The sequence below is a fragment of the Streptomyces sp. NPDC088194 genome (genome assembly GCF_040702025.1).
In the GTDB taxonomy this organism is placed as follows: domain Bacteria; phylum Actinomycetota; class Actinomycetes; order Streptomycetales; family Streptomycetaceae; genus Actinacidiphila.
Window position 1 is genome coordinate 26454 of sequence record NZ_JBFBIV010000044.1, and the last position, 22225, is coordinate 48678.

Here is a 22225-nt window from a genome sequence, read left to right on the forward strand (position 1 = left end):
CCTGGGGGGATGTTGAGAGAAGTGACCGGCATCCGCTACGTCACGCCGCTGCGTGAGGGCGGTTCCGTGCCGGGCGTGGTCGAGGCGGACGACCTCGGTACCTACGTCGTGAAGTTCAGCGGCGCGGCCCAGGGGCGCAAGGCGCTGGTCGCCGAGGTGATCGCGGGCGAACTCGGCCGTCGACTGGGCCTGCGGGTGCCCGAGTTGGTGCGGTTCGACTTCGATCCGGTGATCGGACTCGGGGAGCCCGACGAGGAGATCCAGGACCTGCTCAAAGCGAGCGGCGGTCTCAACCTCGGAATGGATTTCCTGCCGGGCTCGCTCGGCTTCGATCCTCTGGTGTTCACCATGGAGCCCGAAGAGGCCAGCCGCATCGTCTGGTTCGACGCGCTCATCGCCAACGTCGACCGATCGTGGCGTAATCCTAACATGCTGGTCTGGCACCGGGACGTGTGGCTGATCGACCACGGTGCCTCGCTCATCTGGCACCACAACTGGAAGTCGGCGCCCGCCGCGTCCGCCAAGCCGTACGACGCGACCGACCACGCGCTGTCCCGCTTCTCGCCCGAACCCGCGGCCGTCGCACCCGAGTTGGCCGCCCAGGTGACGGAGTCGCTGCTCACCGAGGTGACCGGCCTGGTGCCCGACGAATGGCTGCTCGACGAGCCCGGCTTCGACTCTCCCGACGACGTGCGCGCCGCCTACCGCGAACTGCTGGGCGCCCGCGCCGTCGACGTCCACGAACGCATCACCACCGGTCGCGTCCAGGCGAAGCAACCGCCGCCGGAGTGGCTGCGCACCTGGGTCGAGGGGAAGAACGCGGAATGAGCGGGCGGGACGTCTTCGAGTACGCACTGGTGCGGGTGATGCCGCGGATCGAGCGCGGCGAGCTGATCAACGCCGGGGTGCTGGTGTACTGCCGCGCGCAGTCCTATGTCGGGGCCCGGGTGCACCTGGATGTCGCGCGACTGCGCTGCCTCGACCCCGAGGTCGATGTGGACGGCGTGGCCGCCGCTCTGCGTGGGTACCAGGGGATCTGCGAAGGGGGCGATTCCGCCGGGCAGGCGGCCGGGGACGACCCCGGGCGCCGCTTCCGCTGGCTCACGGCTCCGCGCAGCACGATCGTCCAGCCCGGGCCGATCCACACCGGGCTCACGCCCGACGCCCGCAAGGAGGCCGACCGCCTCCTCGACCTCCTGGTGCGGTGACCCTCCATTCGCGGAAGGAGCCGCACATGTCCAGGGGGCGGGGAACCGCGCGACAAGCCACCCACTCGCAGGTGGTCCCTGAACCCGACGGGACGGGGCACCCCGGGGGGTCCTGTTGACACCACCATGCGGCGCTCCTACGGTTCGGGGCGGGACCTACTAAGCGGTCGCTCATGTCGGGGCGGGCGCGTCATCGGGCCGAGGTTGAGGAGACGAAGATGTCCACCACCGAGCAGCGCGTCGCGATCGTGACGGGCGGCGCCCGCGGTATCGGAGCAGCGACCGCGGTCCGGCTGGCCGCCGAGGGCCGCGCCGTCGCCGTGATCGACCTGGACGAGGGCGCCTGCAAGGAGACCGTGGAGTCGATCACGGGCGCGGGCGGCCGGGCGCTCGCGGTCGGCGCGGACGTCTCGGACGAGGCCCAGGTCGAAGCGGCCGTCGCCCGGGTGGCCGAAGAACTCGGCGCGCCCACGATCCTGGTGAACAACGCCGGCGTGCTCCGCGACAACCTGCTCTTCAAGATGTCCGCGGCGGACTGGGACACCGTGCTCAACGTCCACCTGCGCGGCGCATTCCTGATGACCCGCGCGGTGCAGAAGCACATGGTGGACGCCAAGTTCGGCCGCGTGGTGAACCTCTCCTCGTCCTCGGCGCTGGGCAACCGCGGCCAGGTCAACTACTCCGCCGCCAAGGCGGGCATGCAGGGCTTCACCAAGACCCTCGCGATCGAACTCGGCAAGTTCGGCGTCACCGCGAACGCGGTCGCCCCCGGCTTCATCGTCACCGACATGACCGCCGCGACCGCCGCCCGGGTCGGCATGGGCTTCGAGGAGTTCCAGGCGGCGGCCGCCACCCAGATCCCGGTCCAGCGGGTCGGCCGGCCCGAGGACGTCGCGGGCGCCATCGCCTTCTTCACCGGCGACGCGGCCGGCTTCGTCTCCGGCCAGGTGCTGTACATCGCCGGCGGACCCCTCGACTGACCCGCGCACCCCACCAGTAGCGAAGGCGTACCAGCACATGACTCAGCTCCCCCCGGAGAGCGGCCGCGCCGCGATCGTCACCGGCGCCAGCCGCGGCATCGGGTACGGGATAGCCCAGGCACTCGTCGCCCGCGGCGACCGCGTCTGCATCACCGGCCGCAACGAGGACGCGCTCAAGGCGGCCGTCGAGAGCCTGGGCGGCGGCGACCGGGTGATCGGCGTGGCCGGCAAGGCGCACGACGAGGCGCACCAGGAGGCCGCCGTCGGCCGCGCGATGGACGCGTTCGGCCGGCTCGACCACCTCGTCAACAACGCCGGCACCAACCCGGTCTTCGGCCTGCTCACCGACCTCGACCTCGGGGTCGCCCGCAAGGTCTACGAGACCAACGTGCTGTCCGCGCTCGGCTTCGCCCAGCAGACCTGGCGGGCCTGGCAGCAGGAGAACGGCGGCTCGATCGTCAACATCACCTCCATCGCCGGCCTCGCCCCGTCCCCGTTCATCGCCGCCTACGGCATGAGCAAGGCGGCCATGGTCAACCTCACCGTGCAGCTCGCCGCGGAGATGGCCCCCAAGGTGCGGGTCAACTCGATCGCCCCCGCGGTGGTGAAGACGAAGTTCGCCGCGGCGCTGTACGAGGGCCGCGAGGAGGAGACGGCCGCCGGGTACCCCCTTCAGCGGCTCGGCGTGCCCGAGGACATCGGCGGCGCGGCGGCGTTCCTGCTGTCGGACCAGGCCGGGTGGATCACCGGGCAGAACCTGGTGATCGACGGCGGCCTCTTCCTCAAGGCCGGCAGCTGACCGGTCGAGGCGCTTGCCTTCGTCCGTACTCCAAGGTGCACAGTCCTCGGAGGCGGTCTCCTCAGGGGCCCGCCTCCGAGGACCTTCCACCTGTACGGAGTGACGCACCCATGCGCTACCGCACCCTTGCCGGCGGCCGCGGACCCCAGGTCAGCAACCTGTGCCTGGGCATCCTGCCGTTCGGCTCCACCGTCGACGAGCAGACCTCCTTCGCGGTGCTCGACCGCTTCGCCGAGGCCGGCGGCACCTTCGTCGACACCTCCAACAACTACTCGGTCTGGGCGCCCGGCGGCACCGGTGACGAGAGCGAGCTGCTGCTCGGCCGCTGGCTGCGCGCCCGCGGCGCCCGCGACCGTACCGTGGTGGCCACCAAGGTCGGCGCGCGCCCGCCGGAGGGCAGCACGCAGGTGTGGCCCGACGCGTGGGAAGGGCTCTCGGCGAAGGTGGTCCGGGCCGGGATCGAGGGCAGCCTGCGCCGCCTGGGCACCGACCACGTGGACCTGTACTACGCCCACATCGAGGACCGCGCGGTCCCGGTCGCGGAGACCGTGGAGACCTTCGCCGAGGTCGTCCGCAGCGGCGCCACCCGGCTGATCGGCGCGAGCAACCACGCCGCCTGGCGCGTCGCCGAGGCACGGCAGTACGCGGCCGCGCACGACCTGCCCGGCTACACCTGCGTCGAGCAGCGGCACACCTACCTGTGGCCGGTGCCCGGCGGCGAGTGGGGCGCCCAGTGGTACGCCCGCGACGACATGCAGGACTTCGTCGCGGCCCACGACGACCTGACGCTCATGGCGTACGGCCCGCTGGTGCACGGTGCCTACACCCGCGCGGACAAGCCGCTGCTCGCGCCGTACGACCACCCGATGTCGCAGCGGCGGCTGGCGGTGCTGCGCGAGGTGGCCCGCGAGGCCGGCGCCACCCCCAACCAGGTGGTGCTGGCCTGGCAGATGGGCGGCCCGCTGCCGATCGTGCCGGTGGTCGGGGTGAGCAGCGTCGCCCAACTCGACGAGGCGCTGGGCGCGGTGGACCTCGACCTCGATCCGGAGCTGAGGGCCCGGCTGGACGCGGCCTGACAGCGGCTCGACCGCGGCCGGACAGCGGCCTGATCGTGGCCTGACCGCCGTCCGGGTGCGTGCCGGCCGGGGCGGGAGGAGGGACGCGGCGGGGATTGTCAGTGGGGCGCGGTAGTTTCGGAACCAGTAACCGATCGCGTACCGGAGGTTCCCGACGTGCCCAGCATGCTGCCCGACTCCTGGCAGGCCGTACTCGGCGGGGAGTTGGACAAGCCCTACTTCCAGCAGCTCACCGACTTCGTCGAGGCCGAGCGGCAGGAGCACCACGTCTTCCCGCCGCGGGACGAGGTGTTCGCCGCCCTGGACGCCACCCCGTTCGACAAGGTGAAGGTGCTGGTGCTCGGTCAGGACCCGTACCACGGCGCGGGCCAGGGCCACGGGCTGTGCTTCTCGGTGCGCCCCGGGGTGCGGACCCCGCCCTCGCTGCGGAACATCTTCAAGGAGCTGAAGGACGAGTTCGGCTACCCGGTGCCGGACAACGGCTATCTGATGCCCTGGGCCCAGCAGGGCGTCCTGCTGCTCAACGCGGTGCTGACGGTCCGCGAGGGCGAGGCCAACTCGCACAAGGGCAAGGGCTGGGAGAAGTTCACCGACGCGGTCATCCGGGCCGTCTCGGACCGCCCCGACCCGGCCGTCTTCGTCCTGTGGGGCAACTACGCGAAGAAGAAGAAGCCGCTCATCGACACCGACCGCCACACCGTCATAGAGGGCGCCCACCCGTCGCCGCTGTCGGCGAAGCTCTTCCTCGGCAGCCACCCCTTCACCCAGATCGACGACGCGGTGAAGGCGCAGGGCCACGCCCCGATCGACTGGCGCATCCCGGACCTCGCGTCGGCGTAGCGGGACCGGGCGCGGGACCGGATACGGGGCTGAGCGCCGGCGTGGGTGCCGGTCCCGTCGCCGGCCCGGGCGGTCAGGGGCGGTAGACCTCGCGGCAGATCGAGGACGCCTGGCCGCCCGGTGCCCAGCCGCCGTACGTCTCGCCGAGCCCGCACATGTCCGGCGCGGCGGGGCGCGGCAGGCGGCCGGAATGGTGGGTGCGGGGAGCGGCACGCCGTGGCGCCGGGTGCGGGGGAGCCGGCGCGGGCGCGGCCGGGGCGCGATGGTGCCGTGGGTCCGGCGTGGGGGTGTCCGGACGCGCGGTGGCCAGCACCCGGTGGGCCGGAGCCGGCACCACCCGCACATCGTCGGGCCGCTCGGGCCGCCCGGGTGCCGACGGCGGCGGTGCGGGCGGCCTGGCCGGCGGGGCGGAGATGGTGGTGCACCCGGCGAGCGCGCACACCGCGCAGATCACGAACACCGGTGCCAGGAAAGGGAATGGGCCACGCACCCGCTCCACTGTGCCGCACCCGGCGTCGTCCGGGTATTCCCCGCAGGAGTGAACGTGCGGCACCCCCGTATGCTGCGGGGACATCGCACGGCCCGGAACGCACCAGGAGCACGCATGGCACCGCGCAGCGCCCCCTTGAAGATCGGCGTCATCGGGCTCGGTGACATCGCGCAGAAGGCGTACCTGCCGGTGCTCGCCGCCCAGCCGGGCCTCGAACTGCACCTGCAGACCCGCACCCCCGCCACCCTGGCCGCGGTCGGCGACGCCCACCGGCTCCCGCACCGGCACACCACGTTGGACGCGCTGCTCGACCAGGACCTCGACGCGGCCTTCGTGCACGCCCCCACCGTCCACCACGTGGAGATCGGCACCCGCCTGATCGAGGCGGGCGTACCGGCGTACGTCGACAAGCCGCTCGCGTACGACCTGGACGGCGCCCGCCGGCTGGTGGACCTCGCCGAGGCGCGCGGGGTGCCGCTGGCGGTCGGCTTCAACCGCCGCTACGCGCCCGGGTACGCGCAGTGCCTCAGCCACCCGCGCGACCTGGTCCTGATGCAGAAGAACCGGGTCGGGCTCGCCGAGGACCCCCGCACGGTCGTCTTCGACGACTTCGTGCACGTCGCCGACACGCTGCGGTTCCTTGCGCCCGGGCCGATCGAGCAGGTCCGGGTCTCGGCCCGGGTGCATGACGGGCTGCTGCACCATGTGGTGGTGCACCTGTCCGGTGACGGCTTCACCGCGATCGGGTCGATGAACCGGATGAGCGGGTCCACCGAGGAGAGCCTGGACGTCAGCGGTGCCGACACCCGCCGCCAGGTGTTCAACCTCGCCGAGGTGATCGACCACAAGGGCCAGCCCAGCGTCCGGCGCCGCGGCGACTGGGTGCCGGTCGCCCGGCAGCGCGGCATCGAACAGGCCGTGCTGGCCTTCCTCGACGCGGTCCGCGCCGGCACGCCCCTCGACGCCCGCGACGCGCTGCGCACCCACGAGCTGTGCGAGCGCATCGTCGCGGAGATCACCGGCGGCGCCGCGCCGGGCACGGACTTCGCTGGGGCTACGGGCGCGGGTATCGGTTGAGCGCGGGTTCCGTCGGGTCGGGCGGGTCCGTCGGGCCGGTCGGATCGGTGGGTTCCGTCGGACCGGTCGGGCCGGTTGAGCCGGTCGGGTCCTTCGGCGCCGCGGGCGCCTTCGCTGCCGCGGTGGCGGCCGGTTCGGCTGCGGTGACCCGTCGGCGCACCCCGCGGACCGCCTCGTACGCCGCGGCGGCGAGCACCAGCAGCAGCGCCAGGTGCGGCACCCAGTCACCGAACCGTACGTAGGGGCTCGTGCCTGTGGCGGTCGGCACGTCGTACACCGTTGAGGTGCTGCTGCCCGTGCCGACCCAGTGCCCGACGGGCGCGCCCCCGGGGCCGTAGACCGCGCTGATGCCGGTGAGGGTGGCGTGCACCATCGGCCGCCAGGTCTCCGCGGCCCGCAGTGCCGCGAGCGAGGCGTGCTGCGCGGGCGCCCAACTGCCCTGGAACGACGAGGTGGACGACTGGGCGACCAGGAGCCGCGCGCCGTCCGCCGCCAGGTGACGGCTCATGTCCGGGAACGCCGACTCGAAGCAGACCAGCGGCCCGAACCGCAGGGTCCCGGTGTCCATCACGACCTGCCGGCTGCCCGGCCTGCGGTCCTGCCCGGCGGCCTTCCCCACGGAGGTGGCCCAGCCGAGCAGCGAGCGCATGGGGATGTACTCGCCGAACGGCACCAGCCGCATCTTGTCGTACGTGGGGCCGGTCACGCCGTGCGGGCCGACCAGTTCCGAGGTCTTGGAGATGCCGGTGCCGTCGGCGCGTTCGGCGTCCACGTTGACCAGCAGGTCGGCGCCGACCAGGCGGGAGAGCGCGGCGAGCGTGGCGGTGGTGCCGGGGTGGTTCGACAGGTCGACGGTGACGCTGCTCTCGCCCCACACCACCAGGTCGGGGCGGGTGCCGGCGAGCTGCCGGGTGAGACGGACCTCGCGGGCGAACCGGGCGGCCGGTCCGGCGATCATCCCGGGCTGCACGACGGCGACCCGGACCGGTGCGGCGCGGTGCGGGCGCGGTGCCCACAGCCATACGGTGCCGGCGGCCACGGCGGCGGCGAGCAGCGCCGCGGCGGCGGTGCGGCGTGCGGACGGCATCGCGCACAGCACCGCGAGGGCCGTGTTGGCGAGCACGATCAGGGCGCTGACCAGCCACACCCCGCCGATCGAGGCGAGGCGCAGGGCCGGGGTGACCTGCCACTGGCTCGCGCCGAGCAGGCCCCAGGGGCCGCCGAGGTACTGCCAGGAGCGGACGAGTTCGATCAGCAGCCAGCCGCTCGGGAGGAGGGCCAGGGCGGCGCCGACGGCCGGGCGGCCCCCGTTGCCGAGCAGCCGCCGGACCAGCCAGCCCCACGGGGCCCACAGGGCGCCCAGCAGCAGGGCGAGGACCGGGAGGAAGACGGTCAGGCTCGGCAGCAGCCAGTTGTGGACCGCGAGCATGAAGCCGGCGCCGCCGAACCAGCCGTCCAGGGCCGCCCGGCGCCCGGTCGGCGCCGAGCGGATCAGGAGGAGCCAGGGGACCAGGGCGAAGTAGGCGAACCACCACAGGGAGGGGGTGGGGAACGCCAGCGCCGGGAGGGCGCCGCATGCGGAGGCGAGCAGTGAGCGAGCCCAGGGGGTGCGCTGCGCGCGGCGCACGAGGGGGCGGAGTTCGCGTGGACGGGTGGGGGGCTGGGCCGTTGGCGTCATCCGGTACTCCCGTTCTGGGCCCTGCCCCCCGGGTGCCCCCGGTCTGTCTGTTCAGGGACCACCTCGCGGTGGGGGTTGCTCGTGCTTTCCCCGCGCCCCTTGGAGGGTGCCCCTTGCGGTGGTGGGTTCACCTTCTCGCGGTGGCGGGTTGCTCGCGCGGTTTTCCCCAGAGCTTCGCCTGGGAGGAACCCCCGCGCGCCCCTGGAGGGGGCCGCACATACCTACCCAGGGGCGCGGGGAACGGCGCGACCAGCCCACCACCGCGAGGTGGTCCCTCGACCGACAGACCGGGGCACCCGGGTGGGTCAGGTCGGAACTAGGTCGCGTCCTCGGAGGTGGCGGCTTCGCGGGAGTCGTTGGCCACCGCGCGGTTGCGGGTGGTGACGACGGCGGCCGCGCCCAGGGCCGCGGCGCTGAAGGCGGCGGCGATGACCCAGGGCCGGTCGAGGCAGTGGTCGCTGAGGTGGTCGAGGGAGAGCCGGCCGGGCCCGGCGAGGCCGAGCGCCGCGGCGGTCCAGCCGAGGAGCGCCGGGTGCTCGAAGCCCCCGGACATCGCGAAGAACCCGGCCGGCGCGTGGACGGAGACGGCGCCGGCCATCGCCCCGGCGGCGGCCGCGCCGGCCGCCGGAGTGGCCAGGCCCAGCGCGAGGAGAGCGCCGCCGCCCGCCTCACCGAGCCCCGCGGCGACCGCGGCCGGCTTGCCCGGGCGGAAACCCATGTGCTCCATGGCGCCGGCGGTGCCGGCGAGCCCGCCCCCGCCGAACCACCCGAACAGCTTCTGCGCGCCGTGCGCGAAGAGTACGGACCCGGCGCCGAGACGCAGGGCGAGCAGTCCGATGTCCGTGCGGTACGCACATCTCATGGCCGCGTCCTTTCGATTGCCCGGCCCCCCTCCGACGGAAGGGCCCACCCGGCCAGTGTGTGCGGGTGGTCGGCCATCGCGCCGCGCCAGGCGGTCTGTCCGGGCGAAACCTCGGGACGGCAGGCGGTCGCGGGCCGTTACGGGAGGCGGTTCCAGGCGGTCAGCACATGGTGCCCGTGTTCCGTGCCGAGCCGGCTCACCGTGCCGGTGGCCAGTTGGAAGAGGGCGCCCTCGGCGGGCGGCAGGCCGAGCCGCCGGGCGGTGAGCACCCGCAGGAAGTGCGCGTGCGCCACGAGGACGACGTCGCCGCCGTCGCCGTTGGTGAAGGCCGCCTCGACGCGGGCCAGTACGCGGTCGGCGCGGTCACCGATCTGCTCGGGGGTCTCGCCGGGATGCCCCTCGGGCCCGGGGATGACGCCGTCGGTCCAGATCTCCCAGTCCGGGCGGGTCCGGTGGATGTCGCGGGTGGTGACGCCCTCGTAGCCGCCGTAGTCCCATTCGTGCAGGTCGGGGTCGATCCTCACGTGGTCGAGGCCGGCCAGTTTCGCGGTCTGCTGCGCGCGCTGCATCGGGCTGCTGATCACGCACCCGATGTGCCGGGAGGCGAGCAGCGGCGCCAGCGACCGGGCCTGCTCCTCGCCGTGCTCGGTGAGCGGCAGGTCGGTGTAGCTGGTGTGCTGACCGGACTGCGACCACTCGGTCTCGCCGTGCCGGATCAGGACGAGCTCACCCATCGGACACCTCCCGTGGCGCCCCACGGCGCCCGTTTGTGATCATATGCCGACCGCGCGCCGTGACCACCGCGCGGGCCGGTCGTACACCCCGTCAGCAGAACGGTGGGCCGGGCGAAAGCCTTCCCCTCACGTTCCGTCAGTACGATGGCGCGGGCCGCTCCGGTTGCGGCGTCGGCGGGTTCTCGGTCGGATCGAAGCGGCGTACGGGCGTACGCGGTGGGTCGCGGCGCCCGCCGAGGCGCGCTGTGGGCGACCGTGGGGACGGACGGGTGGACACCCACCGGTAGGCGCCACGTCCCTCGGCACACGGGCACAGGGCACACGGGCACAGGGCACACGGGAACGCGCGGGCACGCGCGGCAGCGACCAGTACAGGAGCCGGAATGAACGACACACCCCGCACGTACGACGTGGTCGTCATCGGAGCGGGCCCGGTCGGGGAGAACCTGGCCGAGCGGACCCAGGCGGCCGGGCTCAGCACGGTTGTCGTGGAGAGCGAACTCGTCGGCGGCGAGTGCTCGTACTGGGCGTGCATGCCGAGCAAGGCGCTGCTGCGGCCGGTGGCGGCCCGCGCCGACGCGCGCCGGCTGCCGGGGCTGGCCGCGGCCGTGGGCGGGCCGCTGGACTCCGCCGAGGTGCTGGCCCGCCGTGACGAGTTCACCTCGCACTGGAAGGACGACGGCCAGGCGGAGTGGCTGGACTCCGTGCACGTCGACCTGGTGCGCGGCCGCGGGCGGCTCGACGGGCCCCGCCAGGTCGTGGTGGACACCCCGGACGGCGGTACGGTGCGGCTGGCCGCCCGGCACGCGGTCGCGGTCTGCACCGGCACCACCGCGGCGCTGCCCGACCTGCCCGGGCTGACCGACGTACGGCCCTGGACCAGCCGCGAGGCGACCAGCGCCAAACAGGTGCCCGAGAGCCTGGTGGTGGTCGGCGGCGGCGTGGTCGCCGTCGAGATGGCGACCGCCTGGCAGGCGCTCGGCGCGCGGGTGACCGTCCTGGTGCGCGGCGGCGAACTGCTGGGCCGGATGGAGCCGTTCGCGGGGGAGATGGTCGCCGACGGGCTGCGGGAGGCCGGGGCCGAGGTGCGGTTCGGGGTGTCCGTGACGTCCGTGGCGCGCGAGGGCCGCGAGGTGCGGGTCGGGCTGGACGACGGCGGCGAGCTGACCGCCGACGAGATCCTCTTCGCGGTCGGCCGCGAACCGCACACCGCGGACCTCGGTCTCGACACGGTCGGGCTCACGCCGGGCGACTGGCTCACGGTCGACGACACCTGCCAGGTCACCGATGTCGCCGACGGCTGGCTCTACGCCGCGGGCGACGTCAACCACCGCGCGCTCCTCACCCACCAGGGCAAGTACCAGGGGCGGATGGCCGGTGCGGCGATCGCCGCGCGCGCCCAGGGCCGGCCGCTGGACGACGCGCCCTGGGGCGCCGACGTCGCCACCGCCGACCACGGCGCGGTGCCGCAGGTCGTCTTCACCGACCCCGAGGTCGGCTCTGTCGGCCTGACTGCCCAAGAGGCCGAACGCTCCGGGCGGCGGGTGCGCGTCGTCGACTACGACCTCGCGCGGGTGGCCGGGGCGAGCCTGTACGGAGACGACTACCGGGGCCGGGCCCGCATGGTGGTCGACCTCGACCGCGAGGTCCTGCTCGGCGTCACCTTCGTCGGGCCCGGGGTGAGCGAGCTGGTGCACTCCGCGACGGTCGCGGTGGTCGGCGAGGTGCCGATCTCCCGGCTCTGGCACGCGGTTCCGTCCTACCCCACCATCAGCGAGGTGTGGCTGCGCCTGCTGGAGACCTACCGGGGGTAGCCCGGGGGAACCGGGGCCCCGGCGAACCCGCTGCCCGCCGCGCCGGGGGCCGCCCTCCGCTCCTTCGTTCCCCGACTTTGGGCCTCGCCGCTCGCGTGACTGCTAGGCGGAAGGGGCCAGTTGGGGGTAGAGGGCGGCCGGGCCGGCGGAGAGGGCCGACTTGACCTGCCGGGCGGTGGCGTCCGCGGTCACCTCGAAGTCACCCGCGGCGAAGCCGTCGAGGGCGGCGCGGACGATGTCGGCGGGGTCGGACTTGGGCGCCCGCACGTCGGCAGTGAGGTCGGTGTCGACGTAGCCCATGTGCAGCCCGGTCACCTGGGTTCCCTGGGCGGCGAGTTCGACCCGGAGGGCGTTCGTCAGCGACCACTCCGCGGACTTCGCGGCGCAGTACGCGGCGCTCGCCGGGAGGGAGATCCAGGACAGCGCCGAGAGCACGTTGAGCAGGCCGCCGCCGCCACTCCGGGCGAGGACGGGGGCGAAGGCGCGGCTGACGGCGAGCGTGCCGAAGACGTGCGTGTCGAACTCCCTCCGGAAGTCCGCGAGATCGCCGTCCAGCAGCGAGGCGCCGGTGGAGATCCCCGCGTTGTTGACCAGGAGGGTGACGTCGCCCGCCTGCTCGGCCGCGGCGCGCACGGAGCCGGCGTCGGTGATGTCCAGCCGCAGGGGGACCGCGCCGGGCACGGCGACCTTCCTGGGGTCGCGCGCCGCCGCGTAGACCTTGGCCGCGCCGCGTTCGAGCAGCGCCCGTACGAACTGCTCGCCGATGCCGCGGTTGCCGCCGGTGACGAGGGCGACGGAGCCGTCGATCTTCATGGGATGTCCTTCGGTGAGGGGAAGCCGGTGCGCCGGCCACGGGGAAACCGATCGGTTTCCTCTACTGCCCCACCGTAGACCGATCGGTTTCCGCTGTCGAGTCAGGGCGCTAACCTGGCGGGTATGACCACGACGGCGAAGCCCTCCTCGCGTGACCGGCTGCTGGACGCGGCGGCGGAGCTGATCTACCGGCAGGGTGTCGGTACCGGCATCGACGCGCTGTGCAAGGCGGCCGGGGTGTCCAAGCGGTCGATGTACCAGCTCTTCGACGGCAAGGACGACGTGCTGGCCGCCGCGCTGGCGCGGCAGGAGCCGCGGCTGACCGCGCTGCTGGTGCCGCCGCCCGGGAAACCGGCCGCCCCGCGCGACCGCATCCTCTACGTCTTCCAGCGGTTGGAGGAGGCGGCCGCCTCGCCCGACTACCGGGGGTGCCCCTTCCTGGCGGCGCAGGTCGAGCTGAAGGACCCCGGGCACCCCGCAAGCGCGGTGGCCGCCCGCAGCAAGCAGGCGCTGACCGACTTCTTCCGGGCCGAGGCCGAGCGCGCGGGTGTGGCCGAACCGGGGCTGCTGGCACGCCGGTTGGCCATCGTGTACGACGGCGCGAGCGCCCGCGCGGGCATCAGGTCCGAGGTGCTGGACGGCCTCGCGGTGAGTACGGCCGCACTGCTGCTGGACGCGGCGGGCCTCGCGGCGGGCGACGCTGGTTCGTAGGCGGGTTCCGCCCTCCGGCTCGACGTACGGCGCCCCGCCTGCCGCGGGCACGAACCACCCCCCGTTCGGGGCGCGTTGGCGCGGTCGGCGGGCGCGGCGGGCGCGGGGGCGCACACCACGGCAGCCACGAGTACGCCACGTGCACGGATCGTGGATCAACGCGCTCAAAGGTTGGGGATACATGATGGGCCGGGCCCGGTGGCACGCCCGGAGGGACGGGGGCGCCGTCGGGCCGGGCGGTTGCGGTGCTTTCGGGTGCGCGGGGAGCGTGCCCCCGGCCCGTACCCGTCCGCGCGTCCGTACGCGCACCCGCACCCCGTAGCCGTTCCGTTGGGCGAGGAGACGAAGTCCCATGATCCGCAAGGCCGACCGCCAGCCGTCGCACCCCGACTCCTGCCACGTGCCGGCGACGGCGGACGCCCGGTGACCGGCCGTACGGAGCAGACCGACCGTACGAAGCCGACCGACCGTACGGAGCAGACCGGCCGTATGGAGCAGGCGACAGACGGGACGACCGCTGAACCGGCGGAGCCGGCCGCGAGTTGGGTGCGCCGGCTCGGTGCGTACTGCCTGCGGCACCGCCGGGACGCCGTGCTGGCCTTCGGCGCGGCCGTCGCCGCCGCCATCGCCACCGCGACCCTGCCGCTGGTGCTGCGGCATGTCGTGGACCACGTCGCCTCGGGCCGAACCGGGTCGCTCACCGTGTGGACGCTGGTGCTCGCCGGGCTCGGCGCCGTCCGCTTCGCCGGCGGCTTCACCCGCCGCTACACCTCGGGACGGCTGTCGCTGGGTGTCCAGTACGACCTGCGCAACGACGCGTTCGCGGCGCTGCTGCGGCTCGGCGGCGCCCAGCAGGACAGCCTGCGCACCGGCCAGATCGTCAGCCGCTCGATCTCCGACATCACCCTCATCCAGTCGCTGCTCCAGTTCCTGCCGAACATGACGAGCAACGCCCTGATGTTCCTGGTCTCGCTGGTCTTCATGGCGTGGCTGTCGCCGTTGCTGACCGTGGTCGCGCTCGTCGTCGGCCCGCTGCTGTGGCTGATCGCGCTGCGCAGCCGCCGCGACCTGTTCCCCGCCAACTGGCACGCCCAGCAGGAGGCCGCCGAGGTCGCCTCCGGTGTCGAGGCCACCGTCACCGGCGTGCGGGTGGTCAAGGGCTTCGGGCAGGAGCAGCGCGAACTGCTCGGCCTGGAGCGGCGCGCCCGGCGGCTGTTCTCCTCGCGGCTGCGGGTCGTGCGCTACAACAGCCGCTACAACCCGGCCCTGCAGGCGGTGCCCGCGCTCGGCCAGGTCGCGGTGCTCGCCTTCGGCGGCTATCTCGCGCTGCACGGCCGGATCTCGCTGGGCACGTTCCTCGCCTTCACCAGCTACCTCGGCTCGTTCGTCACCCCGGTCCGCCAGGTCGCCACCCTGCTCACCGTGTGGCAGCAGGCCAGGGCCGGCACCGAGCGCGTCCTGGAGGTCATCGACGAGGCACCGGTGATCACCGACGCGCCGGGCGCCCGCGAACTGCCCGACGAGCCGCCCGCGCTGTCCTGGCAGGACGTCACCTTCGGCTACGGCGACGGGCAGCCGCTGCTGCGCGGCTTCAGCCTCGACATCGCCCCGGGCGAGACGGTCGCGCTGATCGGACCGGCCGGCTCCGGCAAGTCCACCGCGGCGGCGCTGCTGCCGCGGTTCTACGACGTCCCGGCCGGCGCGGTGCGGGTCGGCGGCACCGACGTACGCGAGGTGACGCTGGACTCGCTGCGCGGCCGGATCGGGTTCGTCTTCGAGGAGAGCCTGCTGCTGTCCGACACGGTGCACAACAACATCGCCTACGGCGAGCCCGGCGCGAGCGAGGAGCGGATCAGGGCCGCCGCCCGGGTGGCCCGCGCGGACGAGTTCATCGAACGCCTCCCGCAGGGGTACGACACGGTCGTCGGCGAGCAGGGCCTGACGCTCTCCGGCGGGCAGCGGCAGCGCGTCGCGCTCGCGCGGGCGCTGCTGTGCGACCCGGCGGTGCTCGTGCTCGACGACGCGACGTCCGCGATCGATGCCCGGGTGGAGTCGGAGATCCACGCGGCCCTGCACGAGGCGGTCCGCCGCCCCACCACGCTGATCATCGCCCACCGCCGCTCCACCCTCGAACTCGCCGACCGCATCGCGCTGTTGGACGGCGGCCGGGTGGTCGACACCGGGACGATGGACGAACTGCGGTCCCGCTCGCCGCTGTTCCGCTCGCTGCTGTCCGCGGTCGACGTCCCCGAACCGGAGGCGGAGCGCGCATCGGGGACCGGGACCGGGGCCGGGCCCGAATCCGCTGCCGGGGCGGGGGACTTGGGCGCGCCGGCGGGTGTCGCGGCCCTCTCCGCCGCCGCCGACGACGGTCCGGACCCGGCGGCCGCGGTCGCCGCCTCCGCCACCGCCGCGCTCGGCACCGACCAGCCGCGCGGCACCGTATCGGAGCGGACCGACCCCGCCGCCGGGACCGATCCGACCGCCGGGACCGATCCGACCGGTGCGTCCGATCCGACCGGTCCGGCCGACGGGTCCGTACGGGCCGGATCGCCCGTGCGGGCGGGGGTGCGCGACGGCGCGGGGGACGAGGCGCCGGCCGTCACCGCGGACCTGTGGCGGCGCCCCGACACCGAGGACGCGTCGGCCGTCGGTGAAGTCGCCGCGCTCCGGGCCGCGCAGGCGATCTCGCTCTCCTCGGCCACGGCCGGGCGCGGCCGCGGGCCGGGTGGCGGAGTACTCGGCGCCGCCCCGCCCACGCCCGAACTCCTCGCCGGACTGGCGAAGATGCCGCTGCGCGACGCCGATCCGGGGGTGCCCGCCGACCGTGCCAGGGCCGCGGACCCGCACTTCGGGCTGCGCCCGCTGCTGCGGCCGTTCCGGTCGGCGCTGCTGCTGGGCCTGGCCCTGGTCGCCCTCGACGCGCTCGCCCAGATCATGGTCCCCGTGCTGGTCCGCCAGGGCGTGGACGACGGCGTGGCGCACCACGCCGGCCGGGTGCTGCTGGAGGCGGCGGCCGCCGCCGCGGCCGTGGTCGCCGCGGACTGGCTGATCGGCGTCGGCCAGATCCGCACCACCGGGCGTACCGGCGAGCGCCTGCTCTACACGCTGCGGGTCAAGACGTTCGCCCAGCTCCAGCGGCTCGGCCTGGACTACTACGAACGCGAACTCGGCGGCCGGATCATGACCCGGATGACCACCGACGTCGACGCGCTGTCCAACTTCCTGCAGACCGGCCTGATCACCGCGGTGGTCAGCCTGCTCACGGTCTTCGGCGTGCTCGTCACGCTCCTGGTCATCGATGTCGGGCTCGCGGTGGTGCTGCTCGGGGCGCTGCCGCTGCTGGTGGTCGGCACCGCGGTCTTCCGCCACCACTCGGTGCCCGCCTACCACGAGGCGCGGGAGCGGGTCAGTGCCGTCAACGCGGCCCTCCAGGAGAACGTCACCGCGATCCGCGTCACCCAGGCGTTCCGCCGCGAGAGCCGCAACGCCGAGGACTTCGCCCGGCTCGCCTGGTCCTTCCGCGACTCGCGGCTGCGCGCCCAGCGCTACATGGCGACGTTCTTCCCGTTCGTGGAGTTCCTGGGCACCCTGTCCACCGCGGCCGTGCTCGCGGTCGGCGCCGGCCAGGTCCGCTCCGGCACCCTCACCGCCGGCACCCTGATCGCCTTCCTCCTCTACGTCGACCTGTTCTTCTCCCCGATCCAGCAGTTCTCGCAGGTCTTCGACGGCTACCAGCAGGCCGTGGTCGGGCTGGGCCGGCTGCGCACCCTGATGCGCACCCCGACCGGCACGCCCGTCCCCGAACAGCCGCTCGCCGTCAGCCACCTGAAGGGCGAGGTGGTCTTCGACGACGTGTCCTTCGGGTACGCGGGCGGCGGTGGCCAGGAGGTGCTGCACGGTGTCTGCCTGCGGATCGCGCCCGGCGAGACCGTCGCGCTGGTCGGCGCGACCGGTGCGGGCAAGTCCACCGTGATGAAGCTGATCGCCCGGTTCTACGACCCCACCACCGGCGCGGTCCGGGTGGACGGCCACGACCTGCGCGGGCTGGACCTGGCCGGATACCGCGGCCGGCTCGGTGTGGTGCCGCAGGAGGCCCACCTGTTCAGCGGCACCGTGCGTGACGCCATCGCCTACGGCCGGCCCGACGCCACCGACGCCGAGGTGGAGGCGGCGGCGCGGGCGGTCGGCGCCCACGAGATGGTGGCCACGCTCCAGGCGGGGTACCTCCAGCCGGTCGGCGAGCGGGGCCGCAACCTGTCCGCGGGACAGCGCCAGCTCCTCGCGCTGGCCCGGGCCGAACTCGTCGACCCCGACGTGCTGTTGCTCGACGAGGCCACCGCGTCGCTCGACCTCGCCACCGAGAGCAGGGTCACCGCCGCCACGGACGCGCTCACCCGCAGGCGCACCACGCTCGTGGTCGCGCACCGGCTCACCACGGCGGCCCGGGCCGACCGGGTGGTGGTGCTGGACCACGGCACCGTCGTGGAGACCGGTACGCACGCGGGGCTGCTCACCGCGGACGGGACGTACCGGAAGCTGTGGGACGCCTTCCGGCAGCACGGCGCGTCGGCGACGGTCGACCAGCTCGCGGGGTCCGAGACAGGGGGGGCCTGACCTGAGGGAGGGCCGACCCGACCGGGAGCCGTGTCCTGCCGGTCGATGGACCGCCCGCCGGTGGGAGGGTCCGCCTCCCCGTGCGCGCCGGGTCAGGCCGCTCCGGGTCAGGCCGCTCCGGGTCGGGCCGCTCCGGTGAGGCGGCTCCGGTCAGGCCGTCCGCGCCGTGCCTCCGGTCAGGCCGGCGTCGCCGCCCAGGCGTACAGGTGCTCCGGGCGGCCGGTGTCCCCGTACTTCAGGGTGAGCCGGACCCGTCCGGCCTGTTCCAGGTGCTTGAGGTAGCGCTGCGCGGTGGAGCGGCTGAGCCCCGACCGCTCGGCGACCTCGTGCGCCGACAGCGCGGCCCCGGTCTCCCTCAGCACGCGCCGGATGAGTTCGGCGGTCGGGGCCGAGTGGCCCTTGGGCAGCGCCGCCGGCGAGGCGGAGGCGCTGCGCAGCGCGCCGAAGATCCGGTCCACCTGTTCCTGGCCGGCCTCGCCGTCGCCCCCGGACGCCATGCCGTCCACGGTGCGCCGCAACGCCGCGTACCCGTCGAGCTTGGCCCCCAGGTCCGCGAAGCCGAACGGCTTGACCAGGTACTGCAGCGCACCGAGCCGCATCGCGGCCTGCACGGTGGCCAGGTCCCGGGCCGCGGTCACCATGATCACGTCGGCGCAGTGGCCGAGTTGGCGCATCCGCCGCACCAGGGTCAGACCCGGCTCGTCCGGCAGGTAGTGGTCGAGCAGCACCAGGTCCACGCGGGTGCGTTCGAGGGTGGCCAGCGCGTGCGCCGCGGTGTGGGCGCGCGCTGCCACCCGGAAGCCCGGAACCTTGGCCACGTACGCCGAGTTGATCTCGGCCACCCTGAAGTCGTCGTCCACGACCAGGACTTCGATCACCGTGCACCTCCGGGCAGCGCGGCGGACATGTCGGCACCGAACTCCGCCGGGGCCAGCGCCTCGGGCAGCACGACGGTGAACACCGCGCCGCCGCCCGCGCGGGCGCCGACCCTGGCCATGCCGCCGTATCGCTCGGCCAGCCGCCGCACCAGCGCCAGGCCGAGCCCGCGCCCCCGGTGGCTCGGCGACTTCTTCGTGGTCCAGCCTTCGGTGAAGACCCGCTCCCGCAGTTCGGGGGGAACCCCGGGTCCGTCGTCGCTCACCCGCATCACGAGCGTGGTGTGTTCGACCCGCAGTTCCACCTCGACCTCCGACGCCGTCGCGTCCAGCGCGTTGTCGATGAGGTTGCCCAGCACCGTCACCGGATCGCGCGGGTCCACCACCCGGTCCGGCAGCCACGTGGTCGCCGAGATCCGCAGCCGCACCCCGCGTTCCGCGGCGATCGCCGTCTTGCCGACCAGCAACGCCGACAGCAGCGGTACCTGCACCCGGTCGGCGACCTGCTCCGCCGAGGCGCGGCGGGTGTCGGCGACCTCGGCGACGTAGTCCACGGCTTCCTCGTAGAGTTCCAGTTCGAGCAGGCCCAGCACGGTGTGCAGCCGGTTGGCGTGCTCGTGGTCCTGGGCCCGCAGGGCGTCCAGCAGGCCGTGCGTGGCGTCCAGTTCCCGGCCGAGCAGTTCCAGTTCGGTACGGTCCCGCAGCGTGACCACGGCGCCGCCGTCCTCGGTCGGCATGCGGTTGGCGATCAGCACCCGGCTGCCGCTGACGGTCAGCAGATCGGAGCCCTCCGCCTCCCCGGCCAGCACGTCGGTGGTCCGTCCCGGCGGCAGCAACGCGTGCAGCGGACGCCCCGCCGCGTCACCGTCCAGGCCCAGCAGGCGCTGCGCCTCGTCGTTGACCAGCCGGACCCTGCCCTGCGGGTCGAGCGCCACCACCCCCTCCCGGATGCCGTGCAGCATCGCCTCGCGCTCGTCCAGCAGCGCCGAGATGTCGGCGAACGCCAGTCCGCGGGTGGCCCGCTGGACCCGCCGGGAGGCCCACACCGCCGCCGCCACGCCGACGGCCAGCGCCGCCCCCGCGTACAGCAGCAGCCCGGGTACGGCGGCGAGCAGCCGGCCGCGGACGCTGTCGTAGGCGATGCCCACCGAGACCGCGCCGACGATCCGCCCGGAGCGGTCCCGCAGCGGAACCTTGCCGCGGGCGCTGCGCCCCAGCGTGCCCCGGTCGATCTGCATGATGTCTTTGCCGCCCAGCGCCACGCTCGGGTCGGTCGAGACATGCTCGCCGATCCGCCCGGGGTCGGTGTGCGACCAGCGGGTGCCGTGGGTGTCCATGACCACGATGTAGCTGGCGCCGGTGGCCAGCCGGATGCGCTCCGCCTCGGCCTGCACCGGTCCGTCGGGGGTCGGCCGGGAGGAGACCAGCGCCTGGGCGACGTCCGGGTCGGCCGCCACCGTCTGCGCGATGGCCAGCGCCCGGTGCATGCCCTGGTCGTCGAGTTCGTGGCTGAGCGGAGCCAGGAAGAGACCGGTGGCCAGCGCCGTGACGCCGACGGTGATCGCGAGCTGCATCCGCAGGACCTGCGCCGAGACACGGCGCGGCCACCTGATCCGCATAGCGCTGCCCTCCGACTCCCACTTCGACTTCGATTCCGGCTCCCCCCGGCCGTCCGCCCGGGCCGGTCCCGCGGCCCTCCGGCGGCGACGGCGTCGGCGTCGGCGGCGGTTCACGCGCCGACGTCCGTGTCGTCACCGCAAAGTAGACGCCGTCGCGCCCGTTGGGCAGTCCTGGGGTCGATTTCGTCGTCCGCGCGCGAGCAGAACGAGCAGAACACCGCTCTGTGCGCAGAAGGGGCCCAGCGCTCACAAGGCTGTCAGGACCGGCGGAGACGCTTCTAACGTCCAGCGCCATGACCATCGACACGAGCCCCGCCATCGAGCTGCGGGGGGCGGGCAAGGCGTTCCGGACACCGTCCGGGGCCCCGCACACCGCCGTACGGGATCTGGACCTGACCGTGGGACGCGGTGAGTTCGTCGCCGTCGTCGGACCCACCGGATGCGGCAAGTCGACCACGCTGACCCTCGTCAGCGGCCTGGAGGAGCCGACCGAGGGCGAGGTCCTCGTCGGCGGTGAGCCGGTACGCGGAATCGGCGCCGACGTCGGCTTCGTCTTCCAGCAGGACGCCGTCTTCCCCTGGCGGACGGTGCTGTCCAACGTGACGGCCGGCCCGCGCTTCCGCGGCGCCGCGAAGGCCGAGGCCAGGGAACGGGCCCGGGACTGGCTGGCCCGGGTGGGCCTGACGGCCTTCGAGGACCGCTACCCGCACCAGCTGTCCGGCGGCCAGCGCAAGCGCGTCGCGTTGGCGGCCACCTTCGTCAACGACCCGAAGATCCTGCTGATGGACGAGCCGTTCTCCGCACTCGACGTGCAGACCCGGGCACTCATGTCCGACCAGCTGCTCGACCTGTGGGCCGGTACCGGATCGTCCGTCGTGTTCGTCACCCACGACCTGGAGGAGTCGATCGCGCTCGCCGACAAGGTCGTCGTGATGACCGCGGGCCCGGCCACCGTCAAGGAGGTCTTCACCATCGACCTGCCGCGCCCCCGCAGCGTCGAGGAGGTCCGGCTGGAGCCGCGGTTCCTGGAGATCTACCGCGAGATCTGGTCGTCGCTGGGCGAAGAGGTCCGCATCACCCGGGAAAGGGGCGCCGGACATGCCGCCTGAGTCCGTATCCCTGCCGGCGCCGGCCACGGGCAAGCCGACCGGCGCCGCCGAACGCACCAGGTCGCGGGCTCGCGCGGCCCGCAGGCACGCCCTGCTGGTCAACGGCTGCAGGCTGCTGGTGCTCGTGCTCTTCCTCGGCCTGTGGGAGTGGTTCTCCCGGACCGGCGTCATCGACGCGTTCAACTTCTCCATGCCCTCGCAGGTCGGGGACCAGATCCGCACCTGGGTCCTGCACGGCACGGCCCAGGGCTCGCTCGGCGAGCAGATCTGGACCACCCTCCAGGAGGCCCTGTACGGCTGGGCGATCGGTGTCGCGGCCGGCGTGCTGCTGGGCGTCGCCCTCGGCCGGGTGCGCATCCTCGCGGAGGTCTTCGGGCCGTATGTGAAGGTCCTCAACGCCATGCCGCGCATCGTGCTGGCACCGATCTTCCTCATCTGGTTCGGCCTCGGCCCGGCCTCCAAGATCGCCTCGGCCGTCGTGCTGGTCTTCTTCCCGGTGTTCTTCAACGCCTTCCAGGGCGCCCGCGAGGTCGACCGCAACCTGGTCGCCAACGCCCGCATCCTCGGCGCGAGCAACCGCCAGGTCACGTTCCAGGTGGTCATCCCCTCGGCCACCTCGTGGATCTTCACCAGCCTGCACGTCAGCTTCGGCTTCGCGCTGATCGGCGCGATCGTCGGCGAGTACATCGGCGCCACCAAGGGCCTCGGGCTGATGGTCTCCACCGCCCAGGGCACCTTCAACTCGGCCGGGGTGTACGCCGCGATGGTGATCCTGGCCGTCGTGGCCCTGATCGCCGAGGGGCTGCTCACCTTCCTGGAGAAGCGGCTCTTCCGATGGAAGCCCGTTGAGTCCGGCGCCCGTTGAGCCCGGCACCTGTCGAGTCCCGCCGGCCCGCCGAGCGGGTCCGCGCCGCCCCACCACC

Annotated in this window: 19 protein-coding genes; 12 read left to right on the top strand and 7 right to left on the bottom strand. The window is 73.8% G+C overall.

All coding sequences use genetic code 11. The features are described 5' to 3' along the window. Positions 1–9 precede the first annotated feature (9 nt). The 6 genes from AB0399_RS23655 to ung all read left to right on the top strand — a co-directional run bounded on the left by AB0399_RS23655 (position 10) and on the right by ung (position 4903). Entirely contained in the window at positions 10–828 is an 819-nt protein-coding gene (locus tag AB0399_RS23655) for a HipA family kinase (RefSeq protein ID WP_329362187.1), read from the top strand. Then, a complete protein-coding gene (locus AB0399_RS23660) occupies positions 825–1208 on the top strand; it encodes a DUF3037 domain-containing protein (protein ID WP_328472549.1) in 384 nt (127 codons plus the stop codon). The genes AB0399_RS23655 and AB0399_RS23660 overlap by 4 nt, the downstream gene beginning before the upstream one ends. A 218-nt stretch (positions 1209–1426) precedes the next feature. Next, positions 1427–2188 (top strand): 3-oxoacyl-ACP reductase FabG, encoded by a 762-nt coding sequence (gene fabG, locus AB0399_RS23665; RefSeq protein ID WP_328472551.1) that lies wholly within the window; start codon positions 1427–1429, stop codon positions 2186–2188. A 37-nt stretch (positions 2189–2225) separates the two neighbouring features. Beyond that, positions 2226–2987 (top strand): SDR family oxidoreductase, encoded by a 762-nt coding sequence (locus tag AB0399_RS23670; protein ID WP_329362183.1) that lies wholly within the window; start codon positions 2226–2228, stop codon positions 2985–2987. Positions 2988–3097: 110 nt separating this feature from the next. Next, a complete protein-coding gene (locus AB0399_RS23675; RefSeq protein WP_366412706.1) occupies positions 3098–4063 on the top strand; it encodes an aldo/keto reductase in 966 nt (321 codons plus the stop codon). A 165-nt stretch (positions 4064–4228) separates the two neighbouring features. After that, on the top strand, positions 4229–4903 hold the full coding sequence (ung, locus tag AB0399_RS23680; RefSeq protein ID WP_366412729.1) for a uracil-DNA glycosylase: 675 nt from the start codon (positions 4229–4231) through the stop codon (positions 4901–4903). 73 nt (positions 4904–4976) lie between these two features. Here the strand turns inward: ung and AB0399_RS23685 are convergent, their stop codons facing one another. Then, the gene (locus tag AB0399_RS23685) at positions 4977–5393 is read right to left on the bottom strand and encodes a hypothetical protein (RefSeq protein WP_366412707.1); all 417 of its coding nucleotides are present in this window, start codon (positions 5391–5393) and stop codon (positions 4977–4979) included. 135 nt (positions 5394–5528) lie between these two features. On the opposite strand from AB0399_RS23685, the gene AB0399_RS23690 reads away from it, so the two are divergent. Then, entirely contained in the window at positions 5529–6470 is a 942-nt protein-coding gene (locus AB0399_RS23690; protein ID WP_366412730.1) for a Gfo/Idh/MocA family oxidoreductase, read from the top strand. On the opposite strand, the gene lnt is transcribed toward AB0399_RS23690, so the two are convergent. From lnt to AB0399_RS23705, 3 genes are all read right to left on the bottom strand, one after another. After that, entirely contained in the window at positions 6448–8148 is a 1701-nt protein-coding gene (gene lnt, locus AB0399_RS23695; RefSeq protein ID WP_366412708.1) for an apolipoprotein N-acyltransferase, read from the bottom strand. The two genes, AB0399_RS23690 and lnt, sit on opposite strands and share 23 nt — an antisense overlap. A 316-nt stretch (positions 8149–8464) precedes the next feature. Further along, positions 8465–9010, bottom strand: coding sequence for a DoxX family membrane protein (locus tag AB0399_RS23700; protein ID WP_366412709.1), 546 nt, complete (start codon positions 9008–9010; stop codon positions 8465–8467). Between the two features lie 137 nt (positions 9011–9147). Further along, positions 9148–9744: a histidine phosphatase family protein gene (locus AB0399_RS23705; protein WP_366412710.1), complete on the bottom strand. Its 597-nt coding sequence runs from the start codon at positions 9742–9744 to the stop codon at positions 9148–9150. Between the two features lie 383 nt (positions 9745–10127). Between AB0399_RS23705 and AB0399_RS23710 the strand changes: the two genes are divergently transcribed. Then, positions 10128–11558: an NAD(P)/FAD-dependent oxidoreductase gene (locus AB0399_RS23710; protein WP_366412711.1), complete on the top strand. Its 1431-nt coding sequence runs from the start codon at positions 10128–10130 to the stop codon at positions 11556–11558. 102 nt (positions 11559–11660) lie between these two features. Here the strand turns inward: AB0399_RS23710 and AB0399_RS23715 are convergent, their stop codons facing one another. Then, positions 11661–12371 carry an SDR family oxidoreductase gene (locus AB0399_RS23715; RefSeq protein ID WP_366412712.1) on the bottom strand — a complete coding sequence of 237 codons (711 nt, stop codon included), beginning with the start codon at positions 12369–12371 and terminating at the stop codon, positions 11661–11663. Between the two features lie 123 nt (positions 12372–12494). On the opposite strand from AB0399_RS23715, the gene AB0399_RS23720 reads away from it, so the two are divergent. Beyond that, positions 12495–13082, top strand: coding sequence for a TetR/AcrR family transcriptional regulator (locus AB0399_RS23720; RefSeq protein ID WP_329362167.1), 588 nt, complete (start codon positions 12495–12497; stop codon positions 13080–13082). Positions 13083–13571: 489 nt separating this feature from the next. After that, positions 13572–17699: an ABC transporter transmembrane domain-containing protein gene (locus tag AB0399_RS23725; protein ID WP_366412731.1), complete on the top strand. Its 4128-nt coding sequence runs from the start codon at positions 13572–13574 to the stop codon at positions 17697–17699. A gap of 176 nt (positions 17700–17875) precedes the next feature. Here the strand turns inward: AB0399_RS23725 and AB0399_RS23730 are convergent, their stop codons facing one another. Together AB0399_RS23730 and AB0399_RS23735 are read right to left on the bottom strand one after the other, a co-directional pair. Beyond that, positions 17876–18577, bottom strand: a complete 702-nt coding sequence (locus AB0399_RS23730; protein ID WP_329362165.1) for a response regulator — start codon at positions 18575–18577, stop codon at positions 17876–17878. After that, a complete protein-coding gene (locus AB0399_RS23735) occupies positions 18574–20193 on the bottom strand; it encodes a sensor histidine kinase (RefSeq protein WP_366412713.1) in 1620 nt (539 codons plus the stop codon). The genes AB0399_RS23730 and AB0399_RS23735 overlap by 4 nt, the downstream gene beginning before the upstream one ends. 293 nt (positions 20194–20486) lie before the next feature. Here AB0399_RS23735 and AB0399_RS23740 point away from each other — a divergent pair, with 293 nt between their 5' ends. Both AB0399_RS23740 and AB0399_RS23745 read left to right on the top strand, forming a co-directional pair. Further along, entirely contained in the window at positions 20487–21302 is an 816-nt protein-coding gene (locus tag AB0399_RS23740; protein ID WP_329362162.1) for an ABC transporter ATP-binding protein, read from the top strand. Beyond that, positions 21292–22167, top strand: a complete 876-nt coding sequence (locus AB0399_RS23745; protein WP_329362160.1) for an ABC transporter permease — start codon at positions 21292–21294, stop codon at positions 22165–22167. The genes AB0399_RS23740 and AB0399_RS23745 overlap by 11 nt, the downstream gene beginning before the upstream one ends. The last annotated feature ends 58 nt before the right edge of the window (positions 22168–22225 follow it).